This window comes from Telluria sp. LT2P34 (assembly GCF_059685915.1).
On the sequence record NZ_JCASIN010000001.1, the window covers coordinates 75,486 to 92,709 of the forward strand.

Below are 17,224 nucleotides of genomic sequence, written 5' to 3' on the forward strand. Positions count from 1 at the left end.
TCAGGCTTTCTTCTTCTTTAACGCGCTCATGTCCAGCTCGACCCAGGTTGGCACATGGTCGCTCGGCTTTTCGCGCGCGCGCACATCGCGGTCGACGCCGGACGCCTTCAATGCCGGCGCCAGCGCGGGGCTGAGCAGCAGATGGTCGATGCGCAGCCCGGCGTTGCGGCCGAACGCATCGCGGAAATAGTCGAAAAAGGTGTAGATCACTTCGCCTGGGTGCATGGTGCGCAGCGAGTCCGTCCAGCCTTGCGCCATCAGGCGGTGGAAGGCTTCGCGCGATTCCGGGCGGAACAGGGCGTCATTCACCCAGCGCTCGGGTTTGTAGACGTCGAGTTCGGTAGGCATGACGTTGTAGTCACCCGCCAGCAGCACCGGTGCGCCGGTCTCGAGCAACTGTGCGGCGCGGATGATGAAGCGCTCGAACCAGGCCAGCTTGTAGTCGAACTTCGGTCCCGGCGCCGGATTGCCGTTCGGCAGATACAGGCAGGCGACGACCAGGTCGTCGATCACCGCTTCCAGGTAGCGGCTCTGCTCGTCGCTGACGTCGCCCGGCAGGCCGCGTGTGACCTCGACCGGGTCCTTGCCGCGCGCGAGGATGGCCACGCCGTTCCAGCTCTTCTGCCCCTGCCAGATCGCGCCATAGCCGGCGGCGTTGATCTCGGCGATGGGAAAGCGTTCCTGAGGCGACTTTAATTCTTGCAGGCAGGCGACGTCGGGCTGCGTTTCTTCGAGCCATTGCAGCAGGGCGGGCAGGCGGGCGCCCATGCCGTTGATATTGAAAGTGGCGACGCGCATGCGTTCTCCTATCGATGGGTTTGACTCGTTTGTAACCCGTCCTTGCAGCGCAGGGCGCACGGCAGGTCAAGCATATATATTGTCAGAAGTGTATCGTGAACACCACAGCAACTGCTGAGCAGTGCGCGGGAATTTTTGTAAAATGGGTACGATTAAGTTTTTAACAACCCATGGAGATTTACATGTTCAAAACGATCCTGCGCGCAGTTGCCCGTCCAGCGGCCCTTACCTTGTTGATGGCTGCGTCGGCGACCGCATCTGCAGGCGACTGGGTTGCGGAACCGCTCGATATCGAAGGCACACTAGTGGAAGCCGTCGGCGCCGCCGAGCGCTGCCCGTCGAACTTCGGCGGCACGATCAGCGGCCACGGCAAGAGCACCATGATGGGCGGCAAGGTGGTGTTCATCGCCACCGATTGCATCACGCCGGTCGGCTACATGTTCAACTTCAGCGACGGCAGGTTCATCGTCATGACCACTTCGGGCGACCAGATCTTCGCCAATTACAGCGGTCAGTTCGTACCAACCGGCGTCGGCAAGAACTTCGTATTCTCCGGTGCCACTTTCCAGATCACCGGCGGCACGGGCAAATTCAAGAAAGTCACGGGCGGCGGCACGCTGTCGGGCGGCGAGGACATGGCCACCGGCATGGGCACCATCAAGCTGAGCGGTCAGGTCCAATATTATAAAAAATAAACGGCGGTAGAGCAGCGAAGGCGCCCCCAGGGCGCTTTTTTTTGGCTCAGCCTCGTGCGGCGAGTCCTACAATGACCGCGCGCGTGTGCCTATTGCCCTGGCGCTCCAGGGGGCTATCATCGTCTGCATTCCATTCAACGATCGAGGAGATCAACATGTCCACTTCCACCGACAAGCAGGATGCGCAGGGCCGCTCATGGGACCAGGTCACGAAGAACGGCACCAGCAGCGCCGGTTCGATGGGCGCCGGCGGCACCGGCGATAGCGGCAAGCTCGACCGGCAAGGCCAGGGCCAGCAATCGGCCACCCGCACTGACGACTTGCTGACCGACGGTTCCGACCAGGATGCGGACGGCGAGGCGTTTCACAGCTCGGGCGGACGCGTCGAAACCGGCCTGGAAGGTATTGGCAGCATGACCGGCGGCAATCCAGGGAATCGCCAGTCGGCGGGCGGTCCCGGCAACCAGAACCAGCAGGGCAATGCCGGAGGCAGGCCAGACAATCAAGCCCAGCGCGATGGGGACAATCCGGAGCGCGCAGGACACTAGTTGTTAGCTAGTGCAGGGACATGGCGGGCAATAAAGTCCCTGCGGCTTTGCGACTCAGGCCTTGCGGCGACGATTCAAGGCCAGTCCAGCGATTGCCAGGCCAAACAGCGCGATCGACGCGGGCTCCGGCACCTCGGATGGTGCGATCTCAAGCATCAAGTACGTTACATCGTTACCAGAACCGCCAAAGATATAGCCGGTTTGGTTATTCGCCAAACTCGCGCCGATCGTGAAGAAGCCTTCGGTCCGGTTCAAGTCTTTCAAGCCCTGGGCATTCAATGCGAAGTCAAGACGGTTGTTCGCATTGCCGGTGGCAACATTGAAACTGCCATAGGAAGTCCCGCTACCGAGGTCGCTGAAGATGCTGGCGTTGCCTCCCGAATTGTTGTTAACGCTTTCCGCTGAGGCAAGCACTTCCCACAGGCTCAGCACGACGGCTCCGCTCTGGGCGTTGCGCAGGACATTCAGGCTTGCGCTTTTGATCTTGCCGTCGATGCCACGGAGATCGAAGGTGTAAAAGCTGCGGTACTCGCCCCCGGCGAATCCCGTCACATGGTTTGTGTTGTCGTCGGAGCTGCTGCCCGGATTCGACCACCAACCCTGATTCAGCACGCCCGCATCGAAAGTCGACTGATCCGTTCCCAATCTAATGACTTCGGCACTTGCGATTCCGGGCAAGAGCAGGGCGAGACTGATAGCTGCAACAACAATTTTCTTCAAGAACATTTTATTTCCCCTAGTTATTTATAATTGCTGGTGTAGCAAAATACATGCCAAGCAGCAAAAACAATGACTTACGGGAATTAAGTGGTGTTGTTGTAAAGATTTTCGACAGCTAATCAGTCTTCACAGCCGAGCGCAAGATCAGCTTCACGATTTCTCCCGGCTGCCAGAGCCGCATGCGCGGCCCCCAACTACCGGCGCCGCGGCTGATCACGAGCGACATGCCGTCGACCCGGTGTTGGCCCACCATGCGCGGAAAGCGGTGCTGCACCAGGTAGCTGAACGGCCAGATCTGGCCGCCGTGGGTATGGCCCGACAGCATCAGGTCGACCCCGCGCGCGGCCGCCCCGGCGATGATCGGATCGGCCGGGATGTGCGAGAGCAGGATCGTGGCGACGTCGGTGCGCGCTGGCAGCGTCCTGCTCAAGCCGCCCGTATAGTCGGCGCCGGAACGCATGCCGCGCGCGACATCGTCGATCCCGGCCAGTAGCAGCCCCGGCGCCAGTTCGGCGCTGGCGTCGACCAGCCAGCGCACGCCGCCGGCCTCGAATTCGGCGATCGTGGTCGCGGCGTCGCCGTAGTACTCGTGGTTGCCGGTTACGGCCCAGACCCCGAGCGGCGCCTTGAAGCCGCGCAGCACGCTCGCCAGGCGCGCCTCGCCCACCGGATTGTCCTCGACCAGGTCGCCGACCATCACCACGGCGCCGGGTTGCATCGCATTGACCTGGGCCACGCGTTGTTCCATCCATGCCGACCTGCGCTGGGCGCCCAGGTGCAGGTCGGTCATCATCACCAGCACGGTGCCGTCCAGTGCGGCCGGAAGATCCTGCATGACGATCTCGTATTCACTGATTGCCGGCGCCCGCATGGCCTGGAAGATCGCATATGCGCTGACCAATGCGCCGGCCAGCGCCGCCACGCCCAGCAGGCGCGGCGCGCGTGTGCGCCACCAGAAGCCGAAACCCGTCAGCAGGTCGGCCACCAGCAGGCAGAGCGTCATGATGAACAGGATGCCGAGCCAGGTCATCGAGAACTGCCCCGGCCACCAGCGCCAGCCGAGCGCTTCGTCCCCGAGCTGCACGCCGCCCAGGTAGACAGTCCAGAGCAGCAGGGCGCCCAGCCACCAGGCCCTGGCCGGCACCCGCGAGCGGATCGGGTTCACGCGGTAGAGGCGGTGCGCGACGTAGAAATGCATCAGCGAGCCGACGACGTTCAGGATGATCGAAAACATGCGCTCGCCTAGCTGGTGGCGGCGGCTGCAGGGGCGGCGAGGGCGGCCAGCGCCTGCCGGGCCAGTTCGCGAATGCCGTCCCAGGATTTTGCGGCGGCGATGAAGCGGCCGTTATGGCAGAAGGTGGCGTCCGGCACCCCGGTAACGCGGGCGAGGTCGGCGTCGCGCAGGCCGGCCCAGGGTTCCGGCAGGTCGGCCCTGGCATCGAAGGTTTCGGTATTGAGCGGCACCGTATGGATCAGGTAGCGTTGTTCCCCGATGCTGTGGCTGATCACGAACAGCACCGTCGGCATTTCCTTGCGCACCACGGCAGTCCAGGGCAGGGCGGCGTTTTTCAGGAACAGCACGCGGCCGTCTTCCAGCAGTTCGGCGCCGCGCACCTGCTCGAGTGCCAGCATGGCGCCGACCCGGTATTTCACGGAATTGACCATGATATCGGCGAGCAGCGCCATCGCTTTCCTGAACTGGACCAGGCGGTAGGCTTCGGTCGGCTCGCCGAAGCCCATGCGCTGTTCGTCGAGCCAGTTCGGATTGAAGCCCGAGACCACCGCCGACAGGCCATAGCCGCCCGGCGCGTTCTTGGCCGCGCCGACGTCGGACAGGTCGAGGTATTGCACGATGTCGGCGTCGATCGCATAGGCGAGCTGCTGGGCGCTGTCCTCGCTCAGCTGGCGCCCGGTGTGCTCGAGCGCCAGGGCGGCGACGCAGCGCGCGCCGAACTCGCGCCAGACCAGGCCTGCGCTGGCGTAGGGCACGCCGCTCTGGCGCGCCCCGGCAAAGCCTTTCTGGTGGTGGTCGAAGCGGCCGCTGGCCGGGTCCCAGATGCCGCCGACGTCGATCGCGAAATCGGCCGCTTCGATGGTCGCCGCATCGCGCGTGCGCACGATCTCGGAACCGGGGTACAGGATGTCGAGGACGGCGACGGCCCAGGCGTCATCGGCGTGGAACTTGCCGCTGTGGGTTGCAATGACTTTTACGGCGACAAGGTTTTCTACAACCATACTTCACTCCAGTGCCGGACCCGCCCGGCGAAACCCCAAAATGCCCCAGCCCGGCTGCGGCCGGGTTGTGCTCGATTCGGGATGATACTGGCTTTGGCGCGCCGGCGTCGCATGGCGCCGCCGTTCAGCGGGCGGCCGCGCCCCTGAGGTAGCGCCAGTAATGCACCGGCGAGAGGCGTTCCAGGACCGACACCATACGCGCGTCGCTGCCGACCAGGATACGCGGCGCGCGGCGCTCGATGCCGCGCACGATGATCTCGCCGGCCGCTTCCGGCGACAGGCGCAGCAGCTTCTCGGCGGCCGTGCGCGCGCGCTCGATCTCGTCCTTTGGTGCGCCGCGCGGCACGCGTGCGTTGCGGGCGATCGAGGTGGCCACGCCGCCAGGGTGGACGACGCTGACGCCGACGCTGGAGCCTGCGAGTTCGTGGCGCAGTGCGTTCGAGAAGCCGCGCACCGCGAACTTGCTGGCCGAGTAGGCGCTTTGTCCCGGCGGCGAGACCAGCCCGTAGATGCTCGACATGTTGACGATGCGGGCATCCGGACTCTGGCGCAGGATCGGCAGGAAGGCGCGCGTCATGCGCACCACGCCATTGAAATTGATGTCGAACAGCCAGTCGAAGTCTTCCTCGCTCACCTGTTCGAAGCTGCCGCCGACGGCCACGCCGGCGTTGTTCATCAGGATGTCGACCCGCTGGTGGGCCGCATGCACCGCGCCCGGCAGGGCGCGCACCGCATCGCGGTCGGCGACGTCGAGGACATGGGTGGTGACGCGCACGCCGAGATTGACCAGCATGCGCGCCGAGTCCTTGACGCCGGCGGCGTCGATGTCGGCCAGGGCCAGGTGACAGCCGCGGCGGGCGAGGACCAGCGCGGTGGCGCGGCCGATGCCGCTGCCGGCGCCGGTAATCACGGCGACTGTGTTCGAGACTTTCATCGCAGATTTACAGGGGAATGCATGTTGTCTCGATCATGTTCAATAGTCGAATGACACTGTACATGGCCGAATTATGTCTGACAAGCAACTAACTGCAAATAGAGGAATGCCTCCAAACTATCAGTCCCAGCCGCCATCGGCCTCGTTGTCGTAACGCTTCTGGTCGCGCGCGAACATCTGGTTCAACTCGTCGCGCGCGCGCTTGGCCATCGACACGTACTGCTCGCGGTCCTTGTAGAAGGGGTAGACCGCGTCGACGGTGGCCTTGTTATGCTCGCGAAATTTCAGCGTCGCCTCGCGCGCCCGGTAGGCGCCGTAGCCGAGCTGGCACAGCACGCGCCTTCCGAGCTGCAGGGCCGACTCGAAGGTTTCGCGCTCGATCACCGTCACGCCGCGGTCCATCAGCTGGTAGTAATGGGTCACGTTGCGCGCCCGCGCGAGCACCGCCAGGTGCGGGAAATGCTCGCGTACGGCGTCGGCCAGGGCCAGGCTGTCCTCGATGTTGTCGATCGCCAGCACCAGTGCCCGCGCCTTGGCCGCGCCCGCCGCATGCAGCAGGTCGACGCGGGTAGCGTCGCCATAGAACACCTTGAAGCCGAAGCCGCGCAGCAGTTCGATCTGGTCCGGATCGTGGTCGAGCACCGTCAGTTTGAAGCGGTTGGCGTGCAGCAGGCGCCCGACGATCTGGCCGAAGCGCCCGAAGCCGGCAATGATGACATGGCCTTCGGCGGCGTCGATGTGGTCCGCTTCGCGCTTGTCCTGGCGGTGGTAGCGCGGTTCGAGCACCTTGTCGTGCAGGAGCAGCAGCAGCGGCGTCGCCACCATCGACAGCGCCACCACGGCCACCAGGATCGAGCCCACCTCGGGCGTGAACACGCGCGCCGTGGCGGCCGCGCCGAACACCACGAAGGCGAACTCGCCACCCTGGGACAGCAGGAAGGCGAACAGCCAGCGCTGCCCGCGCGCGATCCCGAACAGGAAAGACAGGGCGAACAGCACCGCCAGCTTGATGACCAGGAAGAGCGCCACCAGGCCCAGGATCAGCCAGGGGCGCGCCAGGAAGACGCCGAAGTCGACCGACATGCCGACGGCGATGAAAAACAGCCCGAGCAGCAGGCCCTTGAAGGGTTCGAGATCGGTTTCCAGGGCGTGGCGGTATTCCGAATCGGCCAGCAGCACGCCGGCCATGAAGGCGCCCAGCGCCATCGACATGCCGACCCATTGCATCAGGAGCGAAATCGCGATTACCAGCAGCAGGGCAAATGCGGTAAAGATCTCGCGCATGCCCGACTTGGCGATGATGCGCAGGGCCGGGCGCACCAGGTAGCGCCCGCCGACGACCACGCCGACCAGGACCGCCCCCAGACGCAGGGCGTCCATCCAGCCCGCGCCGCCCGCGCTGTCCGCCGCCGCCACGCCCAGCAGGGGAACGAGCGCGATCATCGGGATCGCGGCGATGTCCTGGAACAGCAGCAGGGCGAAGCCGGCCTGGCCGGCGGGCGTGCCCATCAGGTTGCGTTCGCCCAGCGTGGACAATGCGATCGCCGTCGACGACAGCGAGAGCGCGAGCGCGGCGACCAGCGCCACCTGCCATTCGACCCCGCATGCCAGCGCCGCGCCAAACAGCGCCGCCGTCACGCCGGCGACCTGGGCGCTGCCCCAGCCGAAGATCGGGCGCCGCATCGACCACAGGCGGTCCGGCTCGAGTTCGAGGCCGATCAGGAACAGCAGCAGCACCACGCCGAATTCCGAGAAGTGCAGGATGTCCTCGACCTCGCGGATCAGGCCCAGGCCCCAGGGCCCGATCGCCATGCCGGCCAGCAGGTAGCCGAGTACGGCGCCGAGCCCGAGGCGTTTGGCCAGCGGCACCGCGACGACGGCGGCGGCCAGGTAGACGACGGCGTTCGCCAGCAGGCTAGATTCCATGTGTGCTTGTCCTCGGGGTGGTGTCCAGGAATGCGGCCAGCTGCGCGCGGAAAGCGGCGATGTGGGCGTCGACCGTCTCCTGCGTGGCGCTGTTCGCGCCATGCAGGATGTGCGGCGGCCACCACCTCATCCCGCACTGGCGCGCGGTCTGTTCGAAGGGTGGCAGGAAGGCCTCGAAAGCATGGCCGTCGCCGCCCGTGTCCTCGGGACTGGCATTGGTCACGGCCAGCCAGTAGCCCTTGCCTTGCAGCGTGCTCACGCCGGGGCCGTAGGCCCAGCCGGGCAGCAGCACGCTGTCGACCCACTCCTTGAGCAGGGAGGGCATGTTGTACCAGCGCATCGGGTGCAGGAACACCACCAGCTCGCTTTGTTCGAGCAGCGCCTGCTCGCGCGGCACGTCGATGAAGAAGTCGGGATAGGTTTCGTAGAGGTCGTGCACCAGCACGCCGTCGAGCGAACGGGCGGCCTCGGCCAGCCTGCGGTTGATGCGCGAACGGTGCGGCGCGGGGTGGGCGTAGAGCACCAGGATGCGGGGATTTGGCATGGGTGGAGACGAATTAGCGGCGCGAGTGGTCGGCATCGGTTTGTTGCCCGATTGTACACGCCCACGGCGCACCCGAACGATCAGGGCGCGCCGGCGCCGCTCCTTAAAACGCCGCGCGCACGCCCACGGTGATGTTCCTGCCCGGCAGCGGCGCGATATCCTTCAGTACCGAGGTCGAGACCCGGATCTCATCGTCCAGCAAATTCCTGGCGATCAGGAACCAGGTCAGGTCGGTGTGGGCGAGGCGCTGGGTGTAGGACAGGTTCGCGTCAAGCTGGGTGTAGGCCGCGGTCGGCGTCGACTCGAAGGCGGCCAGGCGCTCCTGCTTCAATGCGCGCAGCAGCGATACGCCGCCGCGCAACGCGCCGTCCTTGTAGCCGGCTTCGGCGCCGAGGCGCCTGGCGGGCTGCAGCGGCAGGCTGCCGGCGTCGTCGAGCTGGCCGCGCGACATGTCGCCGAAAGCGCGCAGCGACAGGCCGTCGCGCTGCTGGTTGTAGCTGATCTCGGCCTCGACCCCGCGGATCGTGGCATTCGCCTGGCGGAAGATGCGCTCGCGCAACTCACTCAGTTCACCATTCGGATTGCCTTCGTCGTCGAGCAAGGTGTCGCTCACTTCGCCGTAGATGAAGTCGCGCACCCGGTTCTGGAACAGGTTCGCCTGCCAGCGCACCAGGCCCGTCGTTTTACGGAAGGACAGTTCAATGTTGCGCGAGGTTTCCTTCTTGAAGTTCGGGTTGCCGATGTCGAAGGTCAGGGTCGATTCGTGCGGCCCGCCGGAATACAGTTCGTCGGCGGCGGGCGCGCGCTGGGCCACGGATGCCGTCAGGCCCACCGTATAGCCGGGAACCAGGGGCAGGATGGTGCCGGCCGAATAGGACAACAGGTCGAAGCTGCGGCGCGGGGCAGCACCCTGTGGTTCGCGCTTCACCGATTCGACGCGCATGCCGGCGTTGACGCGGGCGGCGCCGAACGCGCGTTCTTCGACCAGGAAGGCGGCGTGGGTATCGGAGACCGTGGTCGGCACGGTCGCCGCTTCGCCGCTGTCGGCGGAGAGGCCGGAAAAGCGCGCGTGCTCGGTCTGGACGCCGAAGCTGCCGGACCAGCCGGCGACCGGCTTGTGCTTCATCTCCAGGCGCGTTTCCAGCGCGCGGTTGGCAAACACTGTCTCCGGGCCGCCTTCGGCGTTCAGTTCGACGTGGCCGTAGTCGTTGTAGCCGACCTTGAAGCGCAACTGCTCGAAGCCGGGCAACGGTGCGTCGAGCCGGCTGTCGATGTCGTAGCGGGTCTGGTCGAGGTCGATCTGGGCGCCTTCACCGCCGGGAATGCCGTACTGTTTTTTCAGCGAGCTGACCGAGGCGCCGATGTGGCCACGGTCGCCGATCCAGGAAGCGCCGGCGCCCAGCGTGTGCTGGCGCAGCGCGGAATTGGGCAAGGTGTCCGGGCCGGTGTCGCCGGGCAGGTGGTAGTCGCCGGCGTCGCGGCCGCTGCCGTCGAGGTGGAGCGCGAGCGCGCCGGCCGAGGTATCGCCCGAGAACGACACCGAGCGGCCATGGTCGACGCTGTTGTAGCGCACTTCGGCCACGCCGGTCGCATGCTCGTGGTGCTCGGTCGGGATGCGTTCGTTGACCACGTTGACCAGGCCGCCGATGGCGCCCGAGCCGTACAGGAGCGCGGCCGGACCGCGCAGGATTTCGATCTGGCGCGCGGTGGCCGCTTCGCCGCTGACCGCGTGGTCGTTCGACAGGCCCGACAGGTCGGAGACGGCCATGCCGTTTTCCAGCACCTTGACGCGATTGCCCTCCAGGCCGCGGATGATCGGGCGCGAGGCGCCGGCGCCAAAGGCCGAGGCGGAGACGCCGAGTTCGTTCGACAGGGTCTCGCCGAGCGAGCTGCCGAGTTTGCTGCGGAGTTCGTCGCCGGCCAGCACCTTAGCCGGGGTCAGGATCTGGTCGCCTTCGGAAGCGTTGAAAGGGCTGGCGGTAACGACGACGGTTGCGATCGGCGCGCTGGTGACGGACTGGGCAAACGAAAACGGGGCGAAGGCGGTCAGGACCGCGCTGGCCAAAAGAGTACGCTGGACGTGCATGATTATTCCTTAGAAAAATTGGGCGAACGCGCGTGCGCGGGCAAGCCGGCGCACACGGTCAGGAAGTCAGGGCAGTCAGGCGAGGGGTGGAGCGCGGGACGAGAAATAGGGCGTGAAGGGCGCATCCCAGGATTCGAATGCAGCCCATTGGGCCAGCACCGGGGCGCCGGGCAGGATGCCGGGGCTGCAGGCAGGCGTATGGAGCGCCGGCGCGACCGTAGCCGCGTCGTAGGCGAGGCAGGAGTGCTGCAGTGCTTTCTGGTGCGTGCCCGCCGGCGTAGCGGCAACCGGGCTGCTGGCAAGCGCCGGGTATTGCGACGCGTGCGCGATCCGGTGCGACAGGCCCTGCCAATGCGCAAACACCATCGCGATCGTCAGGATGCAGACCATGACGAGGCGATTGGAGCGAATGCGTGGGAGGGTGACAGCCATCATGCGGGCATTATAACCGCTTGCATGGACGAAAAAAAAGCCGGGATGCATCTGCATCCCGGCTTCGACTGTTGCTGCTCTTGCTTAGAACTTGTACGACACGCCGGCGACGATCTTGGTGGTGTCGCTGGCAGGCTTTTGCACTTCCAGGCGGCCGTGCACGACCGGCGAGAAGGTATAGCCCAGGCCCAGGCCATACAGCGCGTTCGAATCCTTTGCCTTGCCGGTGAAGCCGGCGATGTCGGCTTCGGCTTCGATGCGGGCATAGCCCAGGCGGCCGTAGACGTCGAAACCGTTCGACAGCGGCAGGGTGCCGATGACCGAGAGGTCGAACTGGTCGAGGGTCACGTCGCCGCGCAGGGCGCCTTCGCGAAATTCGGTATCGGCGACACGGTACAAGCCGGCTTCGACGGCGATGCTGCGGTTGAACTTGTAGCCGAAGAAGGCGCCGTAGCCGCTTTCACGGTCGAAACCATCGATCTCGGTCGAGGTGCCGGCGATACCGGCGTAGAACGACGGCGCCTCTTGTTGGGCGAAAGCGGTCGAGGATGCGGCGACCAGGGCGACTGCGGCAGCGATTTTCTTGAACATTATGAGAGCCTTTTGTTACGGGTAAATGAAAAGGCCGAAGACGACGTTTCGGCCGGCGCGGATTATCGCACGCATCAGTGCGCGCATGCTGGAAGAGCGCAATTCTGACGTAGACCACGGTATGTATGGTTTGATCTGACGCAAATCATCGGCAACGAACTCCGCGTCAATCAAGGGCGGTGGCGGCCTCGTCCATTGGCTTGGGCTTGCACCAAGTCTATGCCGGTGCGGCCGCTTTTCAATCGAAGTTACGTTTGCTAACGCGACGCATGCCGCACGAGCGGCCCGGGGGTGGGCGCACAGGTGGAACGCAGAAGATGACGTTGCTGGAATTCCACAAGCGACAATGGAGCGGGCGAGAATAACCGTTCAGGGACGTTAGTTGCTATAATAAATTATTAGTTAACCCTGAGCAACGGAGTTTGTATGAGTCTGGAAGAAGAATTGGTATGGCTGAGGCTCCTTGTTCAGATGGCACGCGAGGGTGCCGCCATTCGCTCAAGGAAGTAAGGAAGGATGATCGGTACCGGATTGCCGATACCGATCCAACACAACACGGACTTTAGATATGCAGGGCGTGGCCCAGCGCCCGCAGCGCCGCTTCCTGCACCGCTTCACCCAGGGTCGGGTGGGCGTGGATCGTGCCGGCGACGTCTTCCAGGCGCGCGCCCAGTTCGATCGAGTGCGAAAACGCGGTCGACAGTTCCGACACGCCGCGGCCGACGGCCTGCCAGCCGAGGATCACGTGGTTGTCACGCCGCGCAACAACGCGCACGAAACCGTCGGTCGATTCGATCGTCATCGCCCGCCCATTTGCCGCGAACGGGAAATTCGCGGTCATGACGTCGATGCCGGCCGCTTGCGCTTCCAACGGCGACATGCCGACTACCACCACTTCGGGGTCGGTGAAGCAGACTGCCGGCATCGCCGCCGGGGTGAAGTGGCGGCGCTTGCCGGAGATGATTTCGGCCACCATTTCGCCCTGCGCCATCGCGCGGTGCGCCAGCATCGGTTCGCCGGCGATGTCGCCGATGGCCCAGACGTTGCGCATCGAGGTGCGGCACTGGTCGTCGATTTTTACAGCGCGGCCGTTCATGTCGAGCTGAAGCGACTCCAGGCCCCAGCCGGCGGTACGTGGACGGCGGCCGACGGCCACCAGCACGTTGTCGGCAGCCAGCACAGTCTCGACGCCATCGGCGCCCTGCACACGAACGCCGTCGCCCGTGGCGTTCAGGCCCAGCACCTTCGAGTTCAGGCGCAGGTCGACGCCCAGGCGCTTCAAGGCCGCGCCGACCGGCTTGGTCAGCTCCGCGTCATAAGCCGGCAGCAGGCGGTCGGCCGCTTCGACCACGGTCACTTCCGCGCCGAGCTTGCGGTAGGCCGTGCCCAGCTCCAGGCCGATGTAGCCGGCGCCGACCACGACCAGTTTACCTGGCACGGCCAGCGGCGACAGCGCCTCGGTGGACGATACGACCTTGCCGCTGAAAGGCATGAAGGGCAGTTCGACCGCTTCCGAACCGGCGGCCAGCAGCAGGTGCTCGCAGTGCACGCGTTCGAGTTCGCCGGATGCGGTTTTCACTTCGACCGTCTTGCCGTCGAGGATGCGTGCGAAGCCGTTGATGACTTGCACGTCGTTCTTCTTGAGCAGGGCGCCGACGCCGCCGGTCAGGCGCTTGACGATGCCGTCCTTCCAGCCGACGGTGCGGCCAATGTCGATCGATGGCGAAGCCACCGAGATGCCGATCGGCGAGCCGGATGCGTAATGGCTCGCCTTTTCGAATTCCTCGGCAGCGTGGATCAGCGCCTTGGACGGAATGCAGCCGATGTTCAGGCAGGTGCCGCCCAGCTGGCCGGCTTCGACCAGGATGGTCTTGATGCCGAGCTGGCCGGCGCGGATCGCAGCGACATAGCCGCCGGGGCCGCCGCCGATGATGAGCAGGGTGGTGGTGATATTCATCGGCTCACTCCACGAACAGGGTTGCCGGGCACTCGAGGTAGCCGCGGATGGTCTGGATGAACTGCGCCGCCACCATGCCGTCGATGACGCGATGGTCGAAGCTCGACGACAGGTTCATCATCTTGCGTGCGACCATGGCGCCGTTCAGGATCACCGGCTTGTCGATGATGCGGTTGACGCCGACGATCGCCACTTCCGGACGGTTGATGACCGGCGTGGTGACGATGCCGCCCAGGGCGCCCAGGCTGGTAATCGTAATGGTCGAACCGCTCAGCTCCTCGCGCAGGGCTTTGCCGGTGCGCGCCGCTTCCGCCAGGCGCGACACTTCGGCCGCCGCCGACCAGGGGTCGCGCGCTTCGGCATTCCTCACCACGGGCACCATCAGGCCAGCGTCGGTCTGCGCGGCGATGCCGAGGTGGACCGGGTTGTAGGTGGTGACGATGTTCGCTTCGTCGTCGAAGCGCGCGTTCACCGATGGATACTGTCGGATCGCCAGCACCACGGCGCGCATGATCAAGGGCAGCAGGGTCAGCTTCGGACGGCTGGCGCCATAACGTGCATTGAGCTGGACGCGCAGGGCTTCCAGTTCGGTGACGTCGATTTCCTCGACATAGGTGAAGTGCGGGATGCGGCGTTTCGCTTCCTGCATCTTCTCGGCGATCTTGCGGCGCATGCCGATCAGCGGCATGGCCTGCTCGCCTTCGAGCGGTGCGTAGCGGCGGTCGCCTTCGGCGGCCTTGGCCTGGCCACGCGACACATAGGCGTCGAGGTCGGCGTGCGAAATCTGCCCGGCCGGGCCGGAACCGGTCACGTATTGCAGTTCGACGCCCATGTCCCAGGCGCGCTGGCGCACGGCGGGTGCGGCCAGCGGCTTTTCGCCGGGAGCGCGGCCGTGGTGCGACGGGGCGGTGGTTTGCGCGGCGTTCTGCGAATAGGCTGGCGGCGCCGCTTTTGCCGGCGCGGCTTTGGCCGGCGCTGCGGCAGCCGCCGTTTCGGCGCTGGTTACAGTCGTGACGACCATTTCAGGCTGGGCCACCGTGATCGGGATGAATTCTTCGGCGGTGCCCGCGCTGGCGCTGGCAGCCTGCGGCTTGCTGTCGCTCTGGCGCGCCGCCGAGCTGCCGGCGTCGCCCTTGAAATTGCCGACGCCGTCGACTTCGAGGCGAATCAGTTCGCCGCCGACGGCCATCGCTTCGCCGAGTTTACCGCCGAGCGAAGTGACGACGCCGTTGACCGGCGACGGGATTTCGACGGTCGCCTTGTCGGTCATGACATCGGCCAGCACCTGGTCTTCCTTGACCGTGTCGCCCGGCTTGACATGCCATGCCACGACTTCGACTTCGGCGATGCCTTCGCCCAGGTCCGGCATTTTAATGACGTGAATACCCATACTTATTTCGCCTCCATCGCACGTTTGAACGCGGCGCCGACACGGTCGGGGCCGGGGAAGTACGCCCATTCCTGCGCGTGCGGATAGGGCGTATCCCATCCTGTCACGCGCTCGATCGGCGCTTCCAGGTGATAGAAGCAGTGTTCCTGCACGAGTGCCGCCAGTTCCGCGCCGAAGCCGCTGGTGCGCGTCGCTTCGTGCACGACCACGCAGCGGCCGGTCTTTTTCACCGATTCGACGATGGTGTCGAGGTCGAGCGGCCACAGGGTGCGCAGGTCGATGATTTCGGCATCGACGCCGCTTTCCATGGCGGCCGCTTCCGAGACCCAGACCATGGTGCCGTAGGTGAGTACGGTCAGGTCGTTACCGGGACGGAAAATCGCGGCCTTGTCCAGCGGGACCGTGTAATAGCCTTCCGGGACTTCGCCCATCGGGTGCTTGCCCCAGGCGACGACCGGACGGTCGTGGTGGCCGTCGAACGGGCCGTTATACAGGCGCTTCGGTTCCAGGAAGATGACCGGATCGTCGTTCTCGATCGAGGCGATCAGGAGGCCCTTGGCGTCGTACGGGTTCGACGGCATCACCGTGCGCACGCCGCAGACGTGGGTAAACAGCGCTTCCGGGCTCTGGCTATGCGTCTGGCCGCCGTAGATGCCGCCGCCGCAAGGCATGCGGATCGTCAGGGGCGCGGTAAAGTCGCCGGCCGAGCGGTAGCGCAAGCGCGCCGCTTCGGAGACGATCTGGTCGGACGCCGGGTAGAAATAGTCGGCAAACTGGATTTCGATGCAGGGACGCAGGCCATAGGCGGCCATCCCGACCGCGGTGCCGACGATGCCGCCTTCGGAAATCGGCGCGTCGAACACGCGCGGCTTGCCGTATTTTGCCTGCAGGCCGTCGGTGGCGCGGAACACGCCGCCGAAATAGCCGACGTCCTGGCCATAGATGACCACGTTCGGATCACGTTCGAGCATGACATCCATGGCCGAGCGCAGGGCCTGGATCATGGTCATGCGGGTAATGACCGGCTCGCCGCTTGGCTCCATCGCCGGATCCTTGTTATCGCTTTCGCTATCGCGCGCCATCTTCATACTCCCAATTGTTGACGTTGGCGGCGCAGGTGCTCGGGCATGTCCTTGTAGACATCCTCGAACATCGACGCGGCGCTCGGTACGCGGCCATCGGCCAGCGTGCCGTATTGTTCCGCTTCCTTCTGTGCGGCCAGCACTTCGGCCTCGAGTTCGGCCTGGACGCGCTCATGCTCCTCGTCGTTCCAGGCGCCGATCTTGGTCAGGTGCTGGCGCAGGCGCGCGATCGGATCGCCCAGCGGGAAGCGGGCCCAGTCGTCGGTCGGGCGGTAGCGCGACGGATCGTCGGACGTCGAGTGCGGGCCGGCGCGGTAGGTCACCCATTCGATCAGGGTCGGGCCCAGGTTGTTGCGGGCGCGCTCGGCGGCCCAGCAGGAAGCGGAATACACGGCCAGGAAGTCGTTGCCGTCGACGCGCAGGGAGGCAATGCCCGAGCCAACGCCGCGTGCGGCAAAGGTCACGCTCTCGCCGCCGGCGATCGCCTGGAAGCTCGAGATCGCCCACTGGTTGTTGACGACGTTGATGATGACCGGCGCGCGGTAGACATGCGCGAAGGTCAGCGCGGTATGGAAATCGCTTTCGGCGGTGGCGCCGTCGCCGATCCAGGCCGAGGCGATTTTCGTGTCGCCCTTGATCGCCGAAGCCATCGCCCAGCCGACCGCTTGCGGCATCTGGGTCGCCAGGTTGCCCGAGATCGAGAAGAAGCCGTGCGACTTGACCGAATACATGACCGGCAGCTGGCGGCCCTTCATCGGATCGCGCTCGTTCGAGAACAGCTGGCAGATCATGTCCACCATCGGGTACTCGCGCGCAAACAGCAGGCTTTGCTGGCGGTAGGTCGGGAAGCACATGTCGCCGTCCTTCAGCGCCATCGACTGGCCGGTGCCGATCGCTTCTTCGCCGAGCGAGATCATGTAGAAGGACATTTTCTTCTGGCGCTGGCCGATGACCATGCGCGCATCGAAGATGCGGGTTTTCATCATGGTGCGCAGGCCGAAGCGCATCTGGTCGACGCTGATGTCCGGTGCCCACGGACCGACGGCATTGCCGTCTTCGTCGAGCACGCGGATGAGGACGGACACGAGGTCGGCGGTGTCGCCGAACAGGACGTCCGTAGGCGGCCGGCGCACTTCGCCGGCCTTGCTGATATGGAGATACGAAAAATCGGTCTTGCAACCCGGGCGGCCTGTTGGCTCCGGGACATGCAGCGACAGAGGATTACCCTGGCTCATAATACGCGTTCCCTTTGTAAGGTGATGTGCGGCAAGCCGAGATGATAAATC

General features: G+C 65.2%; 16 protein-coding genes. 2 read left to right on the top strand and 14 right to left on the bottom strand.

The window, feature by feature from the left end:
• The gene (xth, locus tag AC56KZ_RS00345) at positions 1-798 is read right to left on the bottom strand and encodes an exodeoxyribonuclease III (protein ID WP_497160146.1); all 798 of its coding nucleotides are present in this window, start codon (positions 796-798) and stop codon (positions 1-3) included.
• A 182-nt stretch (positions 799-980) separates the two neighbouring features.
• Between xth and AC56KZ_RS00350 the strand changes: the two genes are divergently transcribed.
• Positions 981-1,493, top strand: coding sequence for a hypothetical protein (locus AC56KZ_RS00350; protein ID WP_497160147.1), 513 nt, complete (start codon positions 981-983; stop codon positions 1,491-1,493).
• Between the two features lie 155 nt (positions 1,494-1,648).
• On the top strand, positions 1,649-2,041 hold the full coding sequence (locus AC56KZ_RS00355) for a hypothetical protein (RefSeq protein ID WP_497160148.1): 393 nt from the start codon (positions 1,649-1,651) through the stop codon (positions 2,039-2,041).
• Positions 2,042-2,095: 54 nt separating this feature from the next.
• Here the strand turns inward: AC56KZ_RS00355 and AC56KZ_RS00360 are convergent, their stop codons facing one another.
• The 13 genes from AC56KZ_RS00360 to AC56KZ_RS00420 all read right to left on the bottom strand — a co-directional run bounded on the left by AC56KZ_RS00360 (position 2,096) and on the right by AC56KZ_RS00420 (position 17,173).
• Complete coding sequence (locus AC56KZ_RS00360) at positions 2,096-2,767, bottom strand: PEP-CTERM sorting domain-containing protein (protein WP_497160149.1); 672 nt, start codon at positions 2,765-2,767, stop codon at positions 2,096-2,098.
• 109 nt (positions 2,768-2,876) lie between these two features.
• A complete protein-coding gene (locus AC56KZ_RS00365) occupies positions 2,877-3,995 on the bottom strand; it encodes a metallophosphoesterase (protein WP_497160150.1) in 1,119 nt (372 codons plus the stop codon).
• Between the two features lie 8 nt (positions 3,996-4,003).
• Entirely contained in the window at positions 4,004-4,996 is a 993-nt protein-coding gene (locus AC56KZ_RS00370; protein WP_497160151.1) for an MYG1 family protein, read from the bottom strand.
• A gap of 124 nt (positions 4,997-5,120) precedes the next feature.
• Complete coding sequence (locus AC56KZ_RS00375; protein WP_497160152.1) at positions 5,121-5,930, bottom strand: SDR family NAD(P)-dependent oxidoreductase; 810 nt, start codon at positions 5,928-5,930, stop codon at positions 5,121-5,123.
• 120 nt (positions 5,931-6,050) lie between these two features.
• Positions 6,051-7,856: a glutathione-regulated potassium-efflux system protein KefC gene (gene kefC, locus AC56KZ_RS00380; protein ID WP_497160153.1), complete on the bottom strand. Its 1,806-nt coding sequence runs from the start codon at positions 7,854-7,856 to the stop codon at positions 6,051-6,053.
• Entirely contained in the window at positions 7,846-8,400 is a 555-nt protein-coding gene (gene kefF, locus AC56KZ_RS00385) for a glutathione-regulated potassium-efflux system oxidoreductase KefF (protein WP_497160154.1), read from the bottom strand. The genes kefC and kefF overlap by 11 nt, the downstream gene beginning before the upstream one ends.
• Before the next feature lie 103 nt (positions 8,401-8,503).
• The gene (locus AC56KZ_RS00390; RefSeq protein ID WP_497160155.1) at positions 8,504-10,486 is read right to left on the bottom strand and encodes a TonB-dependent receptor; all 1,983 of its coding nucleotides are present in this window, start codon (positions 10,484-10,486) and stop codon (positions 8,504-8,506) included.
• Between the two features lie 75 nt (positions 10,487-10,561).
• Entirely contained in the window at positions 10,562-10,975 is a 414-nt protein-coding gene (locus tag AC56KZ_RS00395; protein ID WP_497160156.1) for a hypothetical protein, read from the bottom strand.
• 27 nt (positions 10,976-11,002) lie between these two features.
• The gene (locus AC56KZ_RS00400) at positions 11,003-11,509 is read right to left on the bottom strand and encodes a porin family protein (protein WP_497160157.1); all 507 of its coding nucleotides are present in this window, start codon (positions 11,507-11,509) and stop codon (positions 11,003-11,005) included.
• A gap of 562 nt (positions 11,510-12,071) precedes the next feature.
• Positions 12,072-13,466 (bottom strand): dihydrolipoyl dehydrogenase, encoded by a 1,395-nt coding sequence (gene lpdA / locus AC56KZ_RS00405; RefSeq protein ID WP_497160158.1) that lies wholly within the window; start codon positions 13,464-13,466, stop codon positions 12,072-12,074.
• Between the two features lie 4 nt (positions 13,467-13,470).
• Positions 13,471-14,856, bottom strand: coding sequence for a dihydrolipoamide acetyltransferase family protein (locus AC56KZ_RS00410; RefSeq protein WP_497160159.1), 1,386 nt, complete (start codon positions 14,854-14,856; stop codon positions 13,471-13,473).
• 2 nt (positions 14,857-14,858) lie between these two features.
• Entirely contained in the window at positions 14,859-15,866 is a 1,008-nt protein-coding gene (locus AC56KZ_RS00415) for an alpha-ketoacid dehydrogenase subunit beta (protein WP_497161188.1), read from the bottom strand.
• Positions 15,867-15,940: 74 nt separating this feature from the next.
• Positions 15,941-17,173: a 3-methyl-2-oxobutanoate dehydrogenase (2-methylpropanoyl-transferring) subunit alpha gene (locus AC56KZ_RS00420; protein WP_497160160.1), complete on the bottom strand. Its 1,233-nt coding sequence runs from the start codon at positions 17,171-17,173 to the stop codon at positions 15,941-15,943.
• Between the last annotated feature and the right edge of the window lie 51 nt (positions 17,174-17,224).

Bases quoted from the DNA above. Each gene is read 5' to 3' on its own strand.
- AC56KZ_RS00410 (WP_497160159.1), bottom strand. From the start codon at position 14,856: ATGGGTATTCACGTCATTAAAATGCCGGACCTGGGCGAAGGCATCGCC.
- AC56KZ_RS00365 (WP_497160150.1), bottom strand. From the start codon at position 3,995: ATGTTTTCGATCATCCTGAACGTCGTCGGCTCGCTGATGCATTTCTAC.
- AC56KZ_RS00375 (WP_497160152.1), bottom strand. From the start codon at position 5,930: ATGAAAGTCTCGAACACAGTCGCCGTGATTACCGGCGCCGGCAGCGGC.
- AC56KZ_RS00360 (WP_497160149.1), bottom strand. From the start codon at position 2,767: ATGTTCTTGAAGAAAATTGTTGTTGCAGCTATCAGTCTCGCCCTGCTC.
- kefF (WP_497160154.1), bottom strand. From the start codon at position 8,400: ATGCCAAATCCCCGCATCCTGGTGCTCTACGCCCACCCCGCGCCGCAC.
- AC56KZ_RS00420 (WP_497160160.1), bottom strand. From the start codon at position 17,173: ATGAGCCAGGGTAATCCTCTGTCGCTGCATGTCCCGGAGCCAACAGGC.
- AC56KZ_RS00370 (WP_497160151.1), bottom strand. From the start codon at position 4,996: ATGGTTGTAGAAAACCTTGTCGCCGTAAAAGTCATTGCAACCCACAGC.
- AC56KZ_RS00390 (WP_497160155.1), bottom strand. From the start codon at position 10,486: ATGCACGTCCAGCGTACTCTTTTGGCCAGCGCGGTCCTGACCGCCTTC.
- xth (WP_497160146.1), bottom strand. From the start codon at position 798: ATGCGCGTCGCCACTTTCAATATCAACGGCATGGGCGCCCGCCTGCCC.
- AC56KZ_RS00350 (WP_497160147.1), top strand. From the start codon at position 981: ATGTTCAAAACGATCCTGCGCGCAGTTGCCCGTCCAGCGGCCCTTACC.
- AC56KZ_RS00395 (WP_497160156.1), bottom strand. From the start codon at position 10,975: ATGCAGATGCATCCCGGCTTTTTTTTCGTCCATGCAAGCGGTTATAAT.
- AC56KZ_RS00400 (WP_497160157.1), bottom strand. From the start codon at position 11,509: ATGTTCAAGAAAATCGCTGCCGCAGTCGCCCTGGTCGCCGCATCCTCG.
- AC56KZ_RS00415 (WP_497161188.1), bottom strand. From the start codon at position 15,866: ATGACCATGATCCAGGCCCTGCGCTCGGCCATGGATGTCATGCTCGAA.
- kefC (WP_497160153.1), bottom strand. From the start codon at position 7,856: ATGGAATCTAGCCTGCTGGCGAACGCCGTCGTCTACCTGGCCGCCGCC.
- lpdA (WP_497160158.1), bottom strand. From the start codon at position 13,466: ATGAATATCACCACCACCCTGCTCATCATCGGCGGCGGCCCCGGCGGC.
- AC56KZ_RS00355 (WP_497160148.1), top strand. From the start codon at position 1,649: ATGTCCACTTCCACCGACAAGCAGGATGCGCAGGGCCGCTCATGGGAC.